Origin of the sequence: Streptomyces sp. NPDC088400 (genome assembly GCF_044753355.1) — a bacterium.
Taxonomy (GTDB): Bacteria; Actinomycetota; Actinomycetes; order Streptomycetales; family Streptomycetaceae; genus Streptomyces.
Genome location: NZ_JBIVMZ010000015.1, coordinates 108,705 through 125,395, shown reverse-complemented (window position 1 = coordinate 125,395; position 16,691 = coordinate 108,705). Strand labels below are relative to the sequence as shown.

Annotated in this window: 13 protein-coding genes; 8 read left to right on the top strand and 5 right to left on the bottom strand. The window is 69.4% G+C overall.

What is annotated here, in order from left to right; translation table 11 throughout:
- Window positions 1-85: 85 nt before the first annotated feature.
- The 3 genes from gltX to ACIQD6_RS30510 all read right to left on the bottom strand — a co-directional run bounded on the left by gltX (window position 86) and on the right by ACIQD6_RS30510 (window position 2,861).
- Complete coding sequence (gltX, locus tag ACIQD6_RS30520) at window positions 86-1,558, bottom strand: glutamate--tRNA ligase (RefSeq protein WP_401888647.1); 1,473 nt, start codon at window positions 1,556-1,558, stop codon at window positions 86-88.
- Entirely contained in the window at window positions 1,551-2,336 is a 786-nt protein-coding gene (locus ACIQD6_RS30515; RefSeq protein ID WP_401888644.1) for a fumarylacetoacetate hydrolase family protein, read from the bottom strand. The genes gltX and ACIQD6_RS30515 overlap by 8 nt, the downstream gene beginning before the upstream one ends.
- Window positions 2,337-2,684: 348 nt before the next feature.
- Window positions 2,685-2,861: a hypothetical protein gene (locus ACIQD6_RS30510; RefSeq protein ID WP_401888642.1), complete on the bottom strand. Its 177-nt coding sequence runs from the start codon at window positions 2,859-2,861 to the stop codon at window positions 2,685-2,687.
- Window positions 2,862-3,440: 579 nt separating this feature from the next.
- On the opposite strand from ACIQD6_RS30510, the gene ACIQD6_RS30505 reads away from it, so the two are divergent.
- The 8 genes from ACIQD6_RS30505 to ACIQD6_RS30470 all read left to right on the top strand — a co-directional run bounded on the left by ACIQD6_RS30505 (window position 3,441) and on the right by ACIQD6_RS30470 (window position 14,596).
- Complete coding sequence (locus tag ACIQD6_RS30505) at window positions 3,441-7,514, top strand: nitrate- and nitrite sensing domain-containing protein (RefSeq protein ID WP_401888639.1); 4,074 nt, start codon at window positions 3,441-3,443, stop codon at window positions 7,512-7,514.
- 9 nt (window positions 7,515-7,523) lie between these two features.
- Window positions 7,524-7,937 carry a roadblock/LC7 domain-containing protein gene (locus tag ACIQD6_RS30500; RefSeq protein ID WP_030351794.1) on the top strand — a complete coding sequence of 138 codons (414 nt, stop codon included), beginning with the start codon at window positions 7,524-7,526 and terminating at the stop codon, window positions 7,935-7,937.
- Window positions 7,938-8,046: 109 nt separating this feature from the next.
- The gene (locus ACIQD6_RS30495) at window positions 8,047-8,454 is read left to right on the top strand and encodes a DUF742 domain-containing protein (protein WP_401888636.1); all 408 of its coding nucleotides are present in this window, start codon (window positions 8,047-8,049) and stop codon (window positions 8,452-8,454) included.
- A complete protein-coding gene (locus tag ACIQD6_RS30490) occupies window positions 8,435-9,016 on the top strand; it encodes an ATP/GTP-binding protein (RefSeq protein WP_189282429.1) in 582 nt (193 codons plus the stop codon). Before ACIQD6_RS30495 ends, ACIQD6_RS30490 begins: the two co-directional genes overlap by 20 nt.
- 341 nt (window positions 9,017-9,357) lie before the next feature.
- Entirely contained in the window at window positions 9,358-12,783 is a 3,426-nt protein-coding gene (locus ACIQD6_RS30485) for a nitrate- and nitrite sensing domain-containing protein (RefSeq protein ID WP_401888633.1), read from the top strand.
- A gap of 10 nt (window positions 12,784-12,793) precedes the next feature.
- Entirely contained in the window at window positions 12,794-13,207 is a 414-nt protein-coding gene (locus ACIQD6_RS30480; RefSeq protein WP_010984131.1) for a roadblock/LC7 domain-containing protein, read from the top strand.
- A gap of 92 nt (window positions 13,208-13,299) precedes the next feature.
- Complete coding sequence (locus ACIQD6_RS30475) at window positions 13,300-14,034, top strand: DUF742 domain-containing protein (protein WP_401888631.1); 735 nt, start codon at window positions 13,300-13,302, stop codon at window positions 14,032-14,034.
- The gene (locus tag ACIQD6_RS30470; protein WP_031229389.1) at window positions 14,015-14,596 is read left to right on the top strand and encodes an ATP/GTP-binding protein; all 582 of its coding nucleotides are present in this window, start codon (window positions 14,015-14,017) and stop codon (window positions 14,594-14,596) included. The genes ACIQD6_RS30475 and ACIQD6_RS30470 overlap by 20 nt, the downstream gene beginning before the upstream one ends.
- 80 nt (window positions 14,597-14,676) lie before the next feature.
- Here the strand turns inward: ACIQD6_RS30470 and ACIQD6_RS30465 are convergent, their stop codons facing one another.
- Window positions 14,677-14,880, bottom strand: coding sequence for an acyl-CoA carboxylase subunit epsilon (locus ACIQD6_RS30465; RefSeq protein ID WP_401888628.1), 204 nt, complete (start codon window positions 14,878-14,880; stop codon window positions 14,677-14,679).
- A gap of 93 nt (window positions 14,881-14,973) precedes the next feature.
- Window positions 14,974-16,557 carry an acyl-CoA carboxylase subunit beta gene (locus tag ACIQD6_RS30460; RefSeq protein WP_401888626.1) on the bottom strand — a complete coding sequence of 528 codons (1,584 nt, stop codon included), beginning with the start codon at window positions 16,555-16,557 and terminating at the stop codon, window positions 14,974-14,976.
- Window positions 16,558-16,691: the final 134 nt, after the last annotated feature.

Genomic DNA, 16,691 nt, shown 5'->3' with positions numbered 1-16,691 from the left:
TACGGGAACAGCCCGAGGCGGGCAGGCGAAAGGGCCCGGAGACCGTGACGGTCTCCGGGCCCCTTCCCCTACGCGTAAGCCCCGCTCAGGCCGTCAGCTTGGCCAGCGTCGCGTCGATCCGGGACAGCGTGCGCTCGCGGCCCAGGAGTTCCAGGGACTCGAAGAGCGGCAGGCCCACCGTGCGGCCCGTGACCGCCACGCGGACCGGGGCCTGGGCCTTGCCGAGTTTGAGGCCGTGCTCCTCGCCCGCCGCGAGGACCGCGTTCTTCAGGGACTCCGCGTCCCAGTCCGCCTCGGCGATCTTCGTACGGGCGGTGGCCAGCAGGGCGTCCGCGCCCGGCTTCATCGCCTTCGACCAGGACGCCTCGTCCGCCACCGGCTCGTCGAGGAAGAGGAAGTCGACATTGGCGGTGATGTCGGAGAGCACCGTGACCCGGGTCTGGGCCAGCGGGGCCAGCGCCTCGAAGGCGGCGGCGTCGAAGGACTCCGGCGCCCAGGGGGCGTGCGGGGCCTTCAGCCAGGGGCCGCAGGCCTCGATGAACGTCTTCACGTCCAGCAGGCGGATGTGGTCGGCGTTGATCGCCTCGGCCTTCTTCAGGTCGAAGCGGGCCGGGTTGGCGTTGACGTCCGCGATGTCGAACGCCTCGACCATCTCCGCCATGGAGAAGATGTCGCGGTCGGCGGAGAGGGACCAGCCCAGCAGCGAGAGGTAGTTGAGCAGCCCCTCGGGCAGGAAGCCGCGCTCGCGGTAGAGGTTGAGGGACGCCTGCGGGTCGCGCTTGGAGAGCTTCTTGTTGCCCTCGCCCATGACGTACGGAAGGTGCCCGAACGACGGGACGTCCTTCGCGATGCCCAGCTCGATCAGCGCCTTGTAGAGGGCGACCTGGCGGGGAGTGGAGGAGAGCAGGTCCTCACCGCGCAGGACATGCGTGATCCCCATCAGCGCGTCGTCGACCGGGTTGACGAGCGTGTAGAGCGGGGCCCCGTTGGCGCGGACGATGCCGTAGTCCGGGACGTTCTCCGGGGTGAAGGTCAGCTCGCCGCGGACCAGGTCCGTGAAGGTGATCGGCCCGTCGGGCATCCGGAAGCGGACGATGGCGCTGCGGCCCTCGGCCTCGTACGCCGCCTTCTCGTCCGCCGTCAGGTCGCGGCAGTGGCCGTCGTACCCGGAGGGCCTGCCCGCCGCGCGGGCCGCCTCGCGGCGGGCGTCCAGCTCCTCGGTGGTGCAGTAGCAGTGGTACGCGTACGAGGCGGCGAGCAGCTTCTCGGCGATGTCGCGGTAGAGGTCCATCCGCTGCGACTGACGGTACGGCGCGTGCGGGCCGCCCACTTCGGGGCCCTCGTCCCAGTCGAGCCCCAGCCAGCGCAGCGAGTCGAGCAGCTGCTCGTACGACTCCTCGGAGTCACGCGCCGCGTCGGTGTCCTCGATCCGCAGGACCAGGGAGCCGCCGGTGTGGCGGGCGAACGCCCAGTTGAACAGGGCGGTGCGGACCAGTCCCACATGGGGGTTGCCGGTCGGCGAGGGACAGAAACGTACACGCACAGGTGCGTTAGCCACGCTTGATCACCTTGTTGGTGAGAGTGCCGATGCCTTCGATGGTGACGGCGACCTCGTCGCCGGCACTGAGGGGGCCGACCCCGGCGGGGGTGCCCGTGAGGATGACGTCGCCCGGGAGCAGCGTCATGGCCTCGGTGATGTGGACGACCAGATCCTCGATGGAGCGGACCATCTCGCTCGTACGGCCGAGTTGGCGCTGTTGGCCGTTGACCGTGCACTGGATGGTGACGTCGGAGGGGTCGAGTTCGGTCTCCACCCAGGGGCCCAGCGGACACGAGGTGTCGAAGCCCTTGGCGCGGGCCCACTGCTTCTCGCGCTTCTGGACGTCGCGGGCGGTGACGTCGTTGGCACAGGTGTAGCCGAAGATGACGTCCTTGACGCGCTCGCGCGGGACCTCGCGGCACATCCGGCCGATGACGACGGCCAGTTCGGCCTCGTAATGGACCTCGTCCGAGAAGGAGGGGTACTCGATCGCGTCGCCGGAGCCGATCACCGAGGTGGTGGGCTTGAAGAAGGCCACCGGGACCTCGGGGACCGCGTTGCCCAGTTCCGCCGCGTGTTCCGCGTAGTTGCGGCCGATGCCCACGACCTTGTTGGGGAGCACGGGCGGGAGCAGCCGGACCTTGCTCAGCGGGACCTTGGTGCCGGAGAGCTCGAAGTCGGAGTACGGAATGCCCTTGATGATGTCGAGGACGAGGCCGGCGGGGTCGCCGGTGCCTTCGCCCTCGACCGCGCCGAAGGCGACATTGCCGTCGATGGAGAATCTGGCGATGCGCACGGGATGCTGTCGCCCCTCACTTGCTGGCTGGTCTGGAGACTGACGCTCCAGGCTAACGCGCGGTGAGGACAGCCCGGCGCGTGGTTTGCCGGCCGTGAACACCGCTGAGCGCCGCCGGGCGCCACGGGGAGCCGCCGGGCGACCGCGAGGAAGGCTGCCGGCGCACCCCGCGTGAACGCGAAGCGACCGCCTCACGTATAGAAGCGCGGGCGGTCGCGAGCGGATCACGGAGACGGATCCGGCGGAGCGGGGCGGAGGCGGAGCCGGGTGGAGCGGGACACGGACCGGAGTGGAGCGGGGCGCGGGCCGGGGAAGCGGCGCGTCGGCGGACCCGGCGGGTCCGGGAACTTACTGCGCCACAGGCGCGTCCATCAGTGTCGTACGGCGGGGATTGGCGGTCCGGTTCGGCAGGGTGACGGGGTGCTCCGGCTGTTCCGTGGGGGCCAGCTCCTCGGCGTCCTTGAGGTGCGCCAGCGTGGTGCGCCGGGGGTTGGCGGTGTTGCGGAACATCGTCGTCGTCTTCATCTGTGTTTTCAGACCTTGTCAGGTGAACGGGCGCCGGGGCGCCGCTTGTCGGATGGGCCGTCCCTGTAAAGCGTCAGGCTAAACATCCAATTCCCCGGCACGGCGGGGACAGATCGACGATCACCCTGTGAGTTTGCTCACGAATCGATGGTCATTTCGCTCATACCGGACAGGTGTGCACACCCATCGAAACGGACATTGCATTACTGAACGTTACATTCCGCTGTTGATCATCAGGACTGGGACACCCCCCGCCCGTAAGTGGCTCGTCAATAAAAGTCCCATTTCCTCCGCCAAGCCTTTCTACGGCTTGTGACGTGGTGCTCACGCCGTGTCATACGGGTCACAGGTCACCCGGTGGCCCTTGTTGGAGATCCTGCACTGTGCTGGAATTCCCCCCACCGCCGCGGGTTTGAATTGCCGGCGCGCAGAGGCGCAACGCAGCGCCGAGTTGACGGCGGGGAAGGGAAGCAGCGCCGGTCACTCACGACCACCATGGGGAGCTTTTCCGCGCCCCACGAAGCCGACACCGTCCCGCCGTTGCGCGGAGGGACGCCTGGTCCAGAGGTTGCGACGCTAGTGCAGGGACGTTTCAAGAGGGATAGCAGTGCTGCGGCGGAGCAGGAGCACCGCGGCGGAACCGACCGCGGCTCCTCGGCCCAGCACACCCAGAACCAGGGTTCAGCACCCTCGGGCGAGAGCGGCGGCCGTGGTGGGAATCTCGGTACGGCTCCGGGTGGAGCCAAGCCGTCGGGGAAACCGTCGGCCGCGCCCAAGTCCACTCCGGCGCCGGTGCCTCAGGTCACCGGGGCGGGCGACTCGGGCTCGCGCATGGCTCTGCGCAACTGGCGCATCAGCACCCGTCTGGTGGCGCTGCTGACCCTGCCGGTGGTCGCGGCCACCTCGCTGGGCGGACTGCGTATCAACGAGTCGCTCAACGACCAGCAGCAGCTGGAGCACATGCAGCTGCTCACCAAGATGACCAAAGAGGCGACCAACCTCGCCGCCGCGCTCCAGGCCGAGCGTGACGAGTCGGCCGGTCCCCTCACCAACGGCGCGAACCCCAGGGACTTCAAGGTCCAGGACCGCCGTACGAAGACCGACCGGGCGAAGAAGACGTTCATCGATGCCACCGTGGACATCGGGAACGCCGAGAACGACGACGCGCTGGAGAGCATCCGCTCCAACGTCAAGCAGATCGCCACCCAGGTCAACAAGATCAACGAGATCCGCAAGGACGCCTACACGTCCCGCTCGGAGTCGAGCGAGGAAGCGAACTCGCTCACGGTCGACGCGTACAGCGGACTGATCGACTCGCTGCTGAGCCTCTCGCAGGACATGGCCCAGGCCACCAGCAACCCGGACATGATCAAGCGGACCCGTGCGCTGGCCGCCTTCTCGTCCGCCAAGGAGTACGCCTCCATCCAGCGGGCGATCATCGCCGCCGCGCTGCCCGCCGACGCGAGGACCGCGGGCCGGCTCAGCGAGAACGACCGCCTCTACGGTCTGGCCGCGGCGAACAAGGAGAAGAACGCCCTCGCCTCCTTCACCTCGCTGTACGAGTCGATGGGCGGCGACGCCGAAGAGCTGATGGCCCCGCTCAACGGCCAGGGCAACCCGGAGATCCAGGCGTCCGAGAAGTACGCGGACCGGGTGCTCGACCGGACCGACGGCCTGCAGAGCCAGCCCGAACGCTCGTATCTGGACTGGACCGACCAGGCATCTACGCGGATCAACGCGATGAAGACCATCGAGTTCACGCTGCTGGGCGAGATGGAGGCCAAGGCCCGCGAGCTGCGCGACGAGTCGGAGCAGGACGCGCTCATCAACGCCGCGCTGATCGTCGTCGTCCTCGGTGTCTCGCTCGTCGGCGCCTTCGTGGTCGCCCGCTCCATGATCCGCTCGCTGCGCCGGCTCCAGGACACGGCGACCAAGGTGGCCCAGGACCGGCTGCCCGAACTGGTCAAGCAGCTCTCCGAGTCGGACCCGCAGGATGTCGACACGTCCGTCGAGTCGGTCGGTGTGCACTCCCGGGACGAGATCGGACAGGTCGCCACGGCCTTCGACGACGTGCACCGCGAGGCCGTCCGCCTCGCCGCCGAGCAGGCACTGCTGCGAGGCAACGTCAACGCGATGTTCACCAACCTCTCGCGCCGCAGCCAGGGCCTCATCCAGCGCCAGCTGTCGCTCATCTCCGAACTGGAGTCGCGCGAGGCCGACCCGGACCAGCTGTCCTCCCTCTTCAAGCTCGACCACCTCGCGACCCGTATGCGCCGTAACGGCGAGAACCTCCTCGTCCTCGCGGGCGAGGAGCCGGGCCGCCGCTGGACCCGGCCCGTACCGCTGGTCGACGTGCTCCGTGCCGCCGCCTCCGAGGTGGAGCAGTACGAGCGCATCGAACTGTCCTCGGTGCCCACGACCGAGGTCGCCGGCCGCGTCGTCAACGACCTCGTGCACCTCCTCGCCGAGCTGCTGGAGAACGCGACGTCGTTCTCCTCGCCGCAGACCAAGGTCCGGGTCACCGGTCACGCGCTGCCCGACGGGCGGGTGCTCGTCGAGATCCACGACACCGGTATCGGCCTCTCCCCCGAGGACCTCGCGGCGATCAACGAGCGGCTCGCCTCGCCGCCCACCGTGGATGTCTCGGTGTCGCGCCGCATGGGTCTGTTCGTGGTCGGCCGGCTGTCCCTGCGTCACGGCATCCGGATCCAGCTGCGCCCCTCCGACTCCGGTGGTACGACCGCGCTGGTCATGCTGCCGGTCGATGTCGCCCACGGCGGCAAGAAGGTTCCGCCGGGCAGGCCCGGCGGCCAGGGCGGTCCCGGTCAGGGTCCTGGCGGTACGGGCGGTCAGCTGACCGGTGGTCCCGGTGCGGCCGGAGGCGGCCGTCCCGGTGGCGGCCCCGGCGGCTCGCCGGCTCCCGGCGGTCTGCTCGGCGCGGGTGCGCCGCGCGGCCAGGTCGGTGCGGGTGCGGGGCCGCGTGCCGCGCTGCCCTCCCGTGACGGGTCCCAGGGCGGCTCGGCCGACGCGCAACGCCAGGGCCAGGGCCAGAGTTCCGGGCAGCCCAGCATCTTCAGCCAGAACGCCTTCGGCTCCTCCTCCCAGAACAAGGGCCGCGGCGGCCAGGGCCAGGGCGCTCCGGGTCAGGGCGGTCCCGGCCAGGGCGCTCCGGGTCAGGGCGCTCCGGGTCAGGGCCAAGGCCGTACGGACCGTCCCGGCACCCCCGCGGCGCCGGACGGCATGGCCGGTGGCCGACAGGGCGCCAGGTCCGACCAGGGCGGCGGCCAGAACGGCTTCAGCGGCCAGGCCCAGAACGCCTTCCAGCAGGGTGGCGCCCCCGACCGCGGCCGGCAGCTCCCGCCGCCCGGCGGACCGCGCGCCGAACTGCCCGGCGGCAACCCGCAGCCGCGGCGCCCCCAGAACACCACCTGGGGCAGCGGCCAGCAGTCCCCGCCGCCGCGCCCCTCGTTGGACGCCCCGCGCGGCCACGAGGAGCACGAGTCCACCGGCCAGTTCCCCCGGCAGACGGGCGAGCGGCAGGGGCCCGGTTCCACGGCGGAGTTCCAGCGCCCGGACTTCAGCATGCCCCGGCCCGCCGCGGGGCCCCCGCAGGGCAGCGGCGCTCAGGACCCCGCGGCCACGGCGCAGTTCCCCCGGCCGGACTTCAGCGCCCCGGCGGCTCCCGGAGGTTACTCACCGGACCGCGACGGCCGGCAGGAACGGGACAGCGGGCAGGACCGCGGCGGCCAGTCCGACTTCAGTCCGGGGCAGTCCGACGCCCGTCCGGGTCAGTCCGACTTCCGCCCGCCGTCGGACTACGACTCCCAGCAGAACTACAGCGCCCAGCAGAACTTCAACGCCCCCCGGCCGCCGGCGCCGGCTCCGGTGCCCGGCTCCGAGGGCGGCTACCAGCCGCCGAGCCTGCCGCCGCAGCCGCAGCCCGAGGCGCTGCCTCCGGCCTCGGGTCCCGGTGACGGCCGTACCCCGCTGTACGACAACCTGGAGACCAACTGGTTCCACGGCCCGCAGCAGGACGGCCCGCAGCAGGGCGGCGCGCCGCAGGACAGCGCGCTGGACAACGGCCGGCGGCCGCAGGAGCCGGACCCGTTGGGCTCACAGACCCCCTTCGGTTCCTCGGACCCCCTGGGTTCGCCGGACCCGCTGGGCATGTCGGACTCGTCGGGGCGGCAGGGTCTGTCCCAGCCGCCCCAGCGTCCTCCGATGCCGCGGCGCGAGCCCACCAACGGTTCCGGCGCCCGTGGCTCCGGTGCCAACGGCTCGGGCGGTTCGGGCGGTTCGGGTTTCGGCGTCTTCGACAGCACTCCGGACACGAACGGCATCGGCGTCTCGTCCTCTTGGCGCACCTCGCCCAACGACGAGCTGGTGCGCCAGGCCGAGCGGGCGAAGAAGCCCCAGGCGGGCGGTATCACCACCTCCGGTCTGCCCCGCCGAGTACCGCGTGCCAATCTGGTGCCCGGTACCGCGCAGGAGCAGAGCAACCAGACCGGTCCGCAGGTCTCGCGTGCGCCCGCGGACGTACGCGGGCGGCTGACCAATCTCCGTCGGGGTATCCAGCAGGGTCGTCAGGCGGGCAACACCGGCCCGGCGAACAGTGGATTCAACCTCGGCAACTCTCACCAGCAGGAGCGTTAGTTGAGTCCGATGAGTCAGGCTGCGCAGAATCTGAACTGGTTGATCACCAACTTCGTGGACAACACCCCTGGGGTGTCCCACACGGTGGTGGTCTCCGCAGACGGACTTCTGCTGGCCATGTCCGAGGGCTTCCCCCGCGACCGCGCCGATCAGCTCGCGGCCGTGGCGTCCGGGCTGACCTCGCTGACCGCAGGGGCATCCCGGATTTTCGAAGGCGGCCCGGTCAACCAGACCGTGGTGGAGATGGAGCGTGGCTTCCTCTTCCTGATGTCCGTCTCCGACGGTTCGTCCCTGGCCGTACTCGCCCACCCCGAGTGCGACATCGGCCTGGTGGGGTACGAAATGGCCCTTCTGGTCGACCGCGCGGGCACGGTCCTCACTCCGGACCTGCGCGCCGAGCTCCAGGGAAGTCTGCTGCACTGAGGATTCCCAGGATCAATCCCAGCTCAACAACCGTCAGGCCGCCCAACCGGCCCCCCACCGGCCAAGTCAGACGGCACGCAGACATCTTGCTGTCACGCCCGGAGGATTCATGACCCCGCCACCCGCCTCTCACGATCCGTACGGCGCCTCAATAGACGCGTCCTACGGCCCTGAAGGCGATCAGCCGCTGGTACGCCCGTACGCCATGACCGGCGGCCGGACCCGGCCGCGGTACCAGCTCGCCATCGAGGCGCTGGTCAGTACGACAGCGGATCCGGCCCATCTCGCCACCCTGCTCCCCGAGCACCAGCGCATCTGCCACCTGTGCCGTGAAGTGAAATCGGTGGCAGAGGTGTCGGCACTGCTGACCATGCCGCTCGGCGTCGCGCGCATTCTGGTGGCGGACCTGGCGGAGGCCGGCATGGTGGCCATTCACCAGCCCGGCAACGGAGATGCCGGCGGCACGCCGGATGTGACACTGCTCGAAAGGGTGCTCAGTGGACTTCGCAAGCTCTAGCGGCGGTGCGGCCCGCTCAACCACCAGCGCGAAGATCGTGGTGGCGGGCGGCTTCGGCGTGGGCAAGACCACGTTCGTCGGCGCCGTCTCGGAGATCAACCCGCTGCGTACCGAAGCCGTCATGACCAGCGCATCCGCCGGCATCGACGACCTCACCCACACCGGAGACAAGACCACCACCACCGTGGCCATGGACTTCGGCCGCATCACCCTCGACCAAGACCTCATCCTCTACCTGTTCGGCACCCCCGGACAGGACCGCTTCTGGTTCATGTGGGACGACCTCGTCCGCGGCGCCATCGGCGCCGTCGTCCTCGTCGACACCCGCCGCCTCGCCGACTGCTTCCCCGCCGTCGACTACTTCGAAAACTCAGGACTCCCCTTCGTCATCGCCCTCAACGGCTTCGACGGACACCAGCCCTACACCCCCGACGAAGTACGCGAAGCACTCCAGATCGGCCCCGACACCCCCATCATCACCACCGACGCCCGCCACCGCGCCGACGCCAAAAGCGGACTCATCACCCTCGTCGAACACGCACTCATGGCACGACTCAAGTAGTCGTACGCCTACGGAAGTTGCCGTAGCCGAGGCTGGAGGTGGGCTATGTCCTTTGACACAGCCCGCCTCCGTGTTCATAACATTTCGACAGAGAATTCACCGTCTCCGGACACACGACGCACTCGTTCGGTGCCGCTGCGCTCATACCGGCCCCGCCTTTTGGCGGGGCTCGCTCTTTATGCCCGTTTTACGCGAGGCCTGTACCACTCGGAATGGCTTGTTCCAGCTGTTTGGACCGGGACGCTTCCCCGTGCTGGAATTCGACAACCCCGAGTAGCACGGCCCTGAGAGAAAAAAACACGGCACAGCGTAGGTGCCGACGCCGAGAGGTTGTTGGTCGAGTGAGGCGAAGCAAGAACAGCTCCGCGGAGCAACAGGCGCGGGGCAACTTCACCCCGCCCCAGCGCGCGGCGGTGCCTCATGCGCCCGAGGCGGGCTCACCCGCGAAGACCGGTAGCGCCAGCCGGTTCTCGCCGCGCAACTGGCGGGTACCCACCAGGCTCAACGCCATTCTTCTGATACCCGCGATCGTCGGCCTGGTGATGGGCGGCTTTCAGGTCAAGGCATCCCTCGACACCTGGCAGGAGGCCCAGGACGCCGAGGGAACGGCGCTCGTCGTACGAGCCGCCTCGGAGTACGCCCAGGCCGTACTGAACGAGCGTGACCTCACCGCTCAGTCGCTGCTGACCAACAAGCGCGACGCACCGGTCGTCGCCCAGGCCCGCGCGACCACCGACGAGGCGAAGAAGAAGTTCGACGTCGCCGTTCAGGGCATGCCGCCGAAGCAGGGCCTGGAGCGGCGCCTCAGCCTGTTCCGGAGCGAAGAGCCCAAGCTGGCGGACATCCGGAAGACCGCGTACACCGCGGGCGTCGAGACCCCCGACAAGACGAACGGCAACGGCGGTCCGGTGGCGACCGAGGAGGGCTATGTGCTGATCCAGCACTCCCTCATGGAATTCGCCAACGAACTGAGCCTGGGCGTCGGCAACATCACCAGCTACGGCCGTACGGTCTACGCGATCCAGCTGGCCAAGGCCGCCGAGTCGCTCCAGCGCTCCATCGGAACGCATCTGCTGGTCAGGCCGAGCCAGAAGGAGGACGTCAGGCGCGGCCAGACGATCGCCTTCTCCTCGTACGCCTACCTGGAGGACATCTCCATCGCCGAGTACGTCTCCGGTGGCACCGAGGCGGACACGGTCAAGCTTCAGGACGTCATGAAGCGGCAGGCGGCCGAGGGAGCCAGGAAGCTCGCCGCCGCCGAGCAGCAGGCCGCGGCCGCCGGCCAGGAGTTCACGCCGCCGCCGACGCAGGAAGGTTCCGTCTTCGAGGGCATGGTCACGGCCATCGCCACCGGTGACAACCCCGAGCAGCTGGCGCAGCGCGGTGTCACGCCCGAGACCTGGATGGCCGCCTCCACCTCCAAGTTCGACGGCTACACGGTCATCGAGAAGGATCTCGTCGACCGGGCCGTGACCGACGCGGCCCAGATCTCGGACAACGCCAGGAACGACGCCATCACCAACGCGGCCATCGTGCTGGTCGCCCTGCTGGCGGCCTTCATCCTGGCCGGGATGGTGGCCCGGCAGATGAGCCGCTCGATGGCCTCGCTGCGTACGGCCGCGTTCGGCATCGCCGAGCAGCGGCTGCCGATGCTGGTCGACCAGCTCTCCCGGACCGAGCCCGGCCGGGTCGACACCCGGGTGCAGCCGATCCCGATCGACTCGCGTGACGAGATCGGCGAGGTCGCCCGCGCCTTCGACCAGGTCCACCGCGAGGCGGTCCGGCTCGCCGCCGAGCAGGCCATGCTCCGCGGCAACGTGAACGCGATCTTCACCAACCTCTCGCGCCGCAACCAGTCGCTGATCGAGGGCCAGTTGACCCTGATCTCCGACCTGGAGAACCACGAGGGCGACCCGGACCAGCTGGAGAACCTCTTCAAGCTGGACCACCTGGCGACCCGGATGCGCCGTAACGGCGAGAACCTCCTGGTGCTCGCCGGTGAGGAGCCGGGCCGCCGCTGGAACGAGCCGGTGCCGCTCGTGGACGTGCTGCGCGCCGCCTCCTCCGAGGTCGAGTCGTACGAGCGCATCGAGCTGTCCGGCGTCCCCGAGACCGAGATCCACGGCCAGGCCGTGACCGACCTGGTGCATCTGCTGGCCGAGTTGCTGGAGAACGCCACCACGTTCTCCTCGCCGCAGACCAAGGTCCGGGTCACCGCGACCCGGCTGCCCGACGGCCGCGTGATGATCGAGATCCACGACAAGGGCATCGGCCTCACCGCCGAGGACTTCGCGGACATCAACCACAAGCTGGCCAACCCGCCGACCGTGGACGCCTCCGTCTCCCAGCGCATGGGCCTGTTCGTGGTCGGCCGGCTCTCCGACCGGCACGGCGTCCGGGTCCAGCTGCGCCCCTCCGGCGAGCAGGCCGGTACGACCTCCCTGGTCATGCTCCCCGACTCGATCACGCATGGCGGTGGCGCCCAGGCGGCGCCGTCCGACGACTTCGCGGTCTCGCAGATGGTCCTGGACGAGACGGCCCCGGTGGTGGAGCGGGTCTTCCGGCCGAGCACCCCGAAGACCGCCGCCGAGCTGGGGTTCGACGACTCGCGTTACGACGAGCCGGCGGCCGACGGTCCGCTCACGCCGAACCCGGTCAACCGCTCGTTCGCGGGCGACGGCCCCCGGTCCGCGCCGGGGACCCCGCCGGAGGGCGCACAGCCGCTCTACAGCGACCAGGTCGACGGCCAGTACCGCGGCGGCGCCGATGGCCAGTTCACGCCTCAGGACGTGTCGTACGACGCGGGATTCCCGACCGGGCCGGACCTCACCGCGGGCCCGGGAGCGGGCCACGGAGCCGGGCACGGTACGGACCACGCGACGGCCGGGTTCGACGAGTACCGCGCGCCCGGGGAGCACCAGCAGTCCGACGCGTACCAGGGGTCCCAGGGGCAGCCCTATACGGAAGCCCCCTTCCAGGCTTCGCAGGGTGCCGGCGGATCGTACGAGAACGCCTTCGCTCCCCAGGCCCACCAGGACGACTGGGCCGGTCAAGGTGCGTACCAAGGCGCCCAGGAGGCCGAGCGGCGAACGGAACCGGAATCTGCCCCGCACGCTCCCGAGATCGCTCAGGAACGCGTAGGCTTCGACCGTCCGGGTCCCTCTCCGAGCGCCAGCCACGCATTGACGGATGCGGGCCTGCCGCGCCGTGGCAGCAGCCAGCCGCCTCAGCAGTGGCAGCCCACCGATCAGGACAACGGGCCGTCCGTACAGACCCAGTTGAACGGCCTGAGCACCGGCCTGGACAATGGGCACGGCGGCGGCAACGGCCACAGTGGCGGTGGTGATCAGGACAACGACCGGAGCGACGACCGGATCAACGGCCTCAGCAGCTTGGTCAACGGCCAGGCCGGCAACCGTGACAATGGTCAGGACAACGGGCAGAGCAACGGGCGGATCGGGGCGGCCGGTTCCGAGGACTGGCGATCGACGAACGACGATCGCTTTCAGCGGGCCGAGAAACTCCGTGAGCCCAAAGCCGGCGGGATCACCTCGTCCGGTCTCCCCCGCCGCGTACCCAAGGCCAACCTGGTCGAGGGAGCGGCGGAGCAGGCCACGCAGAGTGGACCTCAGGTTTCCCGCGCCCCGGAGGACATCCGCGGCAGGTTGAGCAACCTGCGCCGCGGTGTCCAGCGGGGACGCAACGCGGGATCGGACACGAACGGACCGGGCCAGGGCCCCGGCAGTACCTACAACCAGGAGCGTTAGTGTGAGCCCGATGAGCCAGGCGGCGCAGAATCTGAACTGGTTGATCACCAACTTCGTGGACAACACCCCTGGGGTGTCCCACACAGTGGTGGTCTCCGCCGACGGACTCCTGCTGGCCATGTCCGAAGGTTTCCCCCGCGACCGCGCCGACCAACTCGCGGCCGTGGCATCCGGTTTGACCTCGCTGACCGCGGGGGCGTCCCGGATCTTCGAAGGCGGCGCGGTCAACCAGACCGTCGTCGAGATGGAGCGCGGTTTCCTCTTCCTCATGTCCATCTCCGACGGCTCGTCGCTGGCCGTACTCGCCCACCCCGAGGCCGATATCGGCCTGGTGGGTTACGAGATGGCGCTTCTGGTCGACCGCGCGGGCACGGTCCTCACTCCGGACCTGCGTGCCGAGCTCCAGGGAAGTCTGCTGAACTGACAGACAGTGCACGTTCCGCCACCGCACCATTAAGGTGCGGTGGCGCGGCCTAGAGGGATATGGACCGGCGACCGGCAGTCGGAGGAGGACACGTGGCTACACCCCCAGGCGGACACCCCTATGACGGTGGCCCGCGGTCCCCGAGTGATCATGCTCGGAACCGTTTCAACTTTCCCTCCACGCCGAGCAGGCAGAGCGGCCTGGGAGGACAGGACGGTCAGGGAGGACGGGACGGCCAGGGTGGGCAGAGCGACGGCCAAGGCCCGAGACAACAGACCTACCGCCCGCCCCAGCATCAACAGCAACAGCAACAACCGTACGAGCAGCCGCCGCAGCGGCAGTCGTACGAGGAACCGCCGCAGCGCACCCCGCAGCGGCAGCCGTACGAGGAACCGGCACGGCAGCAGCCGTACGAGCAGCCCAGGCAGCCCCGCATCCAGCCGGTGCCGCCGAGGCATGTGGAACCCGCTCCGTCCATGGGCGCGCACAACCCGTTGGTGCGCCCGTACGCGATGACCGGCGGCCGGACCCGGCCCCGGTACCAGCTCGCCATCGAGGCGCTGGTCAGTACGACGGCGGATCCGTCCCAGCTGCAAGGGCAGTTGCCCGAGCATCAGCGGATCTGCCAACTGTGTTTTGAGATCAAATCGGTCGCCGAGATTTCGGCGCTCCTCTCCATTCCTCTCGGCGTGGCCCGGATCCTCGTAGCCGACCTGGCGGAGGCGGGCCTCGTCGCCATCCATCAGCCCGGCGGCGACGAGACCGTCGGGGGTCAGCCAGACGTGACACTGCTCGAAAGGGTGCTCAGTGGACTTCGCAAGCTCTAGCGGCGGTGCGGCCCGCTCAACCACCAGCGCGAAGATCGTGGTGGCGGGCGGCTTCGGCGTGGGCAAGACCACGTTCGTCGGCGCCGTCTCGGAGATCAACCCGCTGCGTACCGAAGCCGTCATGACCAGCGCATCCGCCGGCATCGACGACCTCACCCACACCGGAGACAAGACCACCACCACCGTGGCCATGGACTTCGGCCGCATCACCCTCGACCAAGACCTCATCCTCTACCTGTTCGGCACCCCCGGACAGGACCGCTTCTGGTTCATGTGGGACGACCTCGTCCGCGGCGCCATCGGCGCCGTCGTCCTCGTCGACACCCGCCGCCTCGCCGACTGCTTCCCCGCCGTCGACTACTTCGAAAACTCAGGACTCCCCTTCGTCATCGCCCTCAACGGCTTCGACGGACACCAGCCCTACACCCCCGACGAAGTACGCGAAGCACTCCAGATCGGCCCCGACACCCCCATCATCACCACCGACGCCCGCCACCGCGCCGACGCCAAAAGCGGACTCATCACCCTCGTCGAACACGCACTCATGGCACGACTGCGGTAGTACACCGCTTCATGCGACGGCCCCCGCACTCGAAGGAGTGCGGGGGCCGTCGTATGCGGTGCGACAAGGACCTGACGTGCTCAGCCCTGCCAGCTGTGCGGGGCGCGGAAGCCGGGAGTGCGCTCCAGGCGGCGCCAGCCGGCCGTGGAGCGGCCGCGGTGCGCCGGAGCCTCGGGCTGGGCCGCGGCGCGGGCCATCAGGATGGCGGTGATCGCCGCGAGCTCCTCGGGGCCGGCGTGGCCCTTCTCGACGCGCAGCAGGGATTCTTTCGTCGGATCGCTCATGGAAGTCGTGTCTCCGTCTTCTCGCCCGATGGGCGGTGGCTTCTCGCCGGAGGGCGGCGGTCACTGCGGTCTGCTCGCCCGATGGGCGGTGGATCACTGCGGCGGGTTGCCGTGCTTGCGGGACGGCAGGTCGGCGTGCTTGGTACGGAGCATGGCCAGCGCCCCGGCGAGGACCTCTCGGGTCTCGGTGGGGTCGATGACGTCGTCGACCAGGCCGCGCTCGGCCGCGTAGTAGGGATGCATCAGCTCGGCCTTGTACTCCTTGACCATGCGGGCCCGCATGGCGTCGGAGTCCTCGGCCTCGGCGATCTGCTTGCGGAAGATGACGTTGGCGGCACCCTCGGCGCCCATCACCGCGATCTCGTTGGTGGGCCAGGCATAGGTGAGGTCGGCACCGATGGACTGGGAGTCCATGACGATGTACGCGCCTCCGTACGCCTTGCGCAGGATCAGCGAGATCCGGGGCACGGTGGCGTTGCAGTAGGCGTACAGCAGCTTGGCGCCGTGCCGGATGATGCCGCCGTGCTCCTGGTCGACGCCCGGCAGGAAGCCGGGAACGTCCAGCAGCGTGACGATCGGGATATTGAAAGCATCACACATTTGGACAAAGCGTGCGGCCTTTTCGGACGCCTCGATGTCCAGGACCCCGGCGAGGGACTGCGGCTGGTTGGCGACGATGCCGATGACCTGGCCGTCGAGCCGGGCCATGGCGCAGATGATGTTGCGGGCCCAGCGCTCGTGGACCTCCAGGAAGTCGCCGTCGTCGACGAGCTCCTCGATCACCTTGTGCATGTCGTACGGGCGGTTGCCGTCCGCGGGCACCAGGTCGAGCAGGACCTCGGAGCGGCGGTCCGCCGGGTCCTCGGGCTCGGTCCTGGGCGGGTTCTCGCGGTTGTTCTGCGGCAGCATCGACAGGAGGTAGCGCACCTCGGCGATGCAGGTCTCCTCGTCGTCGTACGCGAAGTGCGCGACGCCCGAGGTCTCGGCGTGCACATCGGCGCCGCCGAGGCCGTTCTGGGTGATCTCCTCGCCGGTGACGGCCTTGACCACGTCGGGGCCGGTGATGAACATCTGCGAGGTCTCGCGGACCATGAACACGAAGTCCGTGAGCGCCGGGCTGTAGGCGGCGCCGCCCGCGCACGGGCCGAGCATCACGCTGATCTGGGGGATGACACCGGAGGCGCGGGTGTTGCGCTGGAAGATCCCGCCGTAACCGGCGAGCGCGGAGACGCCCTCCTGGATACGGGCGCCGGCGCCGTCGTTCAGCGAGACCAGCGGGGCACCGGCCGAGATGGCCATGTCCATGATCTTGTGGATCTTGGTGGCGTGGGCTTCGCCGAGGGCGCCGCCGAAGATCCGGAAGTCGTGCGCGTACACGAAGACCGTCCGGCCCTCGACGGTGCCCCAGCCGGTGATGACACCGTCCGTGTAAGGCTTCTTGGCCTCCAGGCCGAAGCCGGTCGCGCGGTGCCTGCGCAGCTGCTCGACCTCCTTGAACGAGCCCTCGTCGAGCAACAGCTCGATGCGCTCGCGGGCGGTCAGCTTGCCCTTTGCTCGCTGCGCCTCGGTCGCACGGTCGCTGGGCCCTCGGCGGGCCTGCTCACGCAGGGCGTGCAATTCGGCCACACGGCCCCTGGCGTCTGCGGGCTCGCTCGAAGTCTCGTCCACTACGGTCATGTCCCAACCCTACGAACATCACCAAGGAAAGCGCGCCGTCGACTCCACACAGTCTCCCGGCGGTATTCCTGGTGGGCCTGGACAGAACCCTGCCCGATGCGGGGTTCCCGAACAGCAAGGTACCCCTGGCATTT

What these genes read in the sequence shown, in the direction of transcription:
- ACIQD6_RS30460 (WP_401888626.1), bottom strand. Translation starts at nt 16,557, where the DNA reads ATGACCGTAGTGGACGAGACTTCGAGCGAGCCCGCAGACGCCAGGGGC.
- ACIQD6_RS30480 (WP_010984131.1), top strand. Translation starts at nt 12,794, where the DNA reads ATGAGCCAGGCGGCGCAGAATCTGAACTGGTTGATCACCAACTTCGTG.
- ACIQD6_RS30500 (WP_030351794.1), top strand. Translation starts at nt 7,524, where the DNA reads ATGAGTCAGGCTGCGCAGAATCTGAACTGGTTGATCACCAACTTCGTG.
- ACIQD6_RS30510 (WP_401888642.1), bottom strand. Translation starts at nt 2,861, where the DNA reads ATGAAGACGACGACGATGTTCCGCAACACCGCCAACCCCCGGCGCACC.
- ACIQD6_RS30465 (WP_401888628.1), bottom strand. Translation starts at nt 14,880, where the DNA reads ATGAGCGATCCGACGAAAGAATCCCTGCTGCGCGTCGAGAAGGGCCAC.
- ACIQD6_RS30495 (WP_401888636.1), top strand. Translation starts at nt 8,047, where the DNA reads ATGACCCCGCCACCCGCCTCTCACGATCCGTACGGCGCCTCAATAGAC.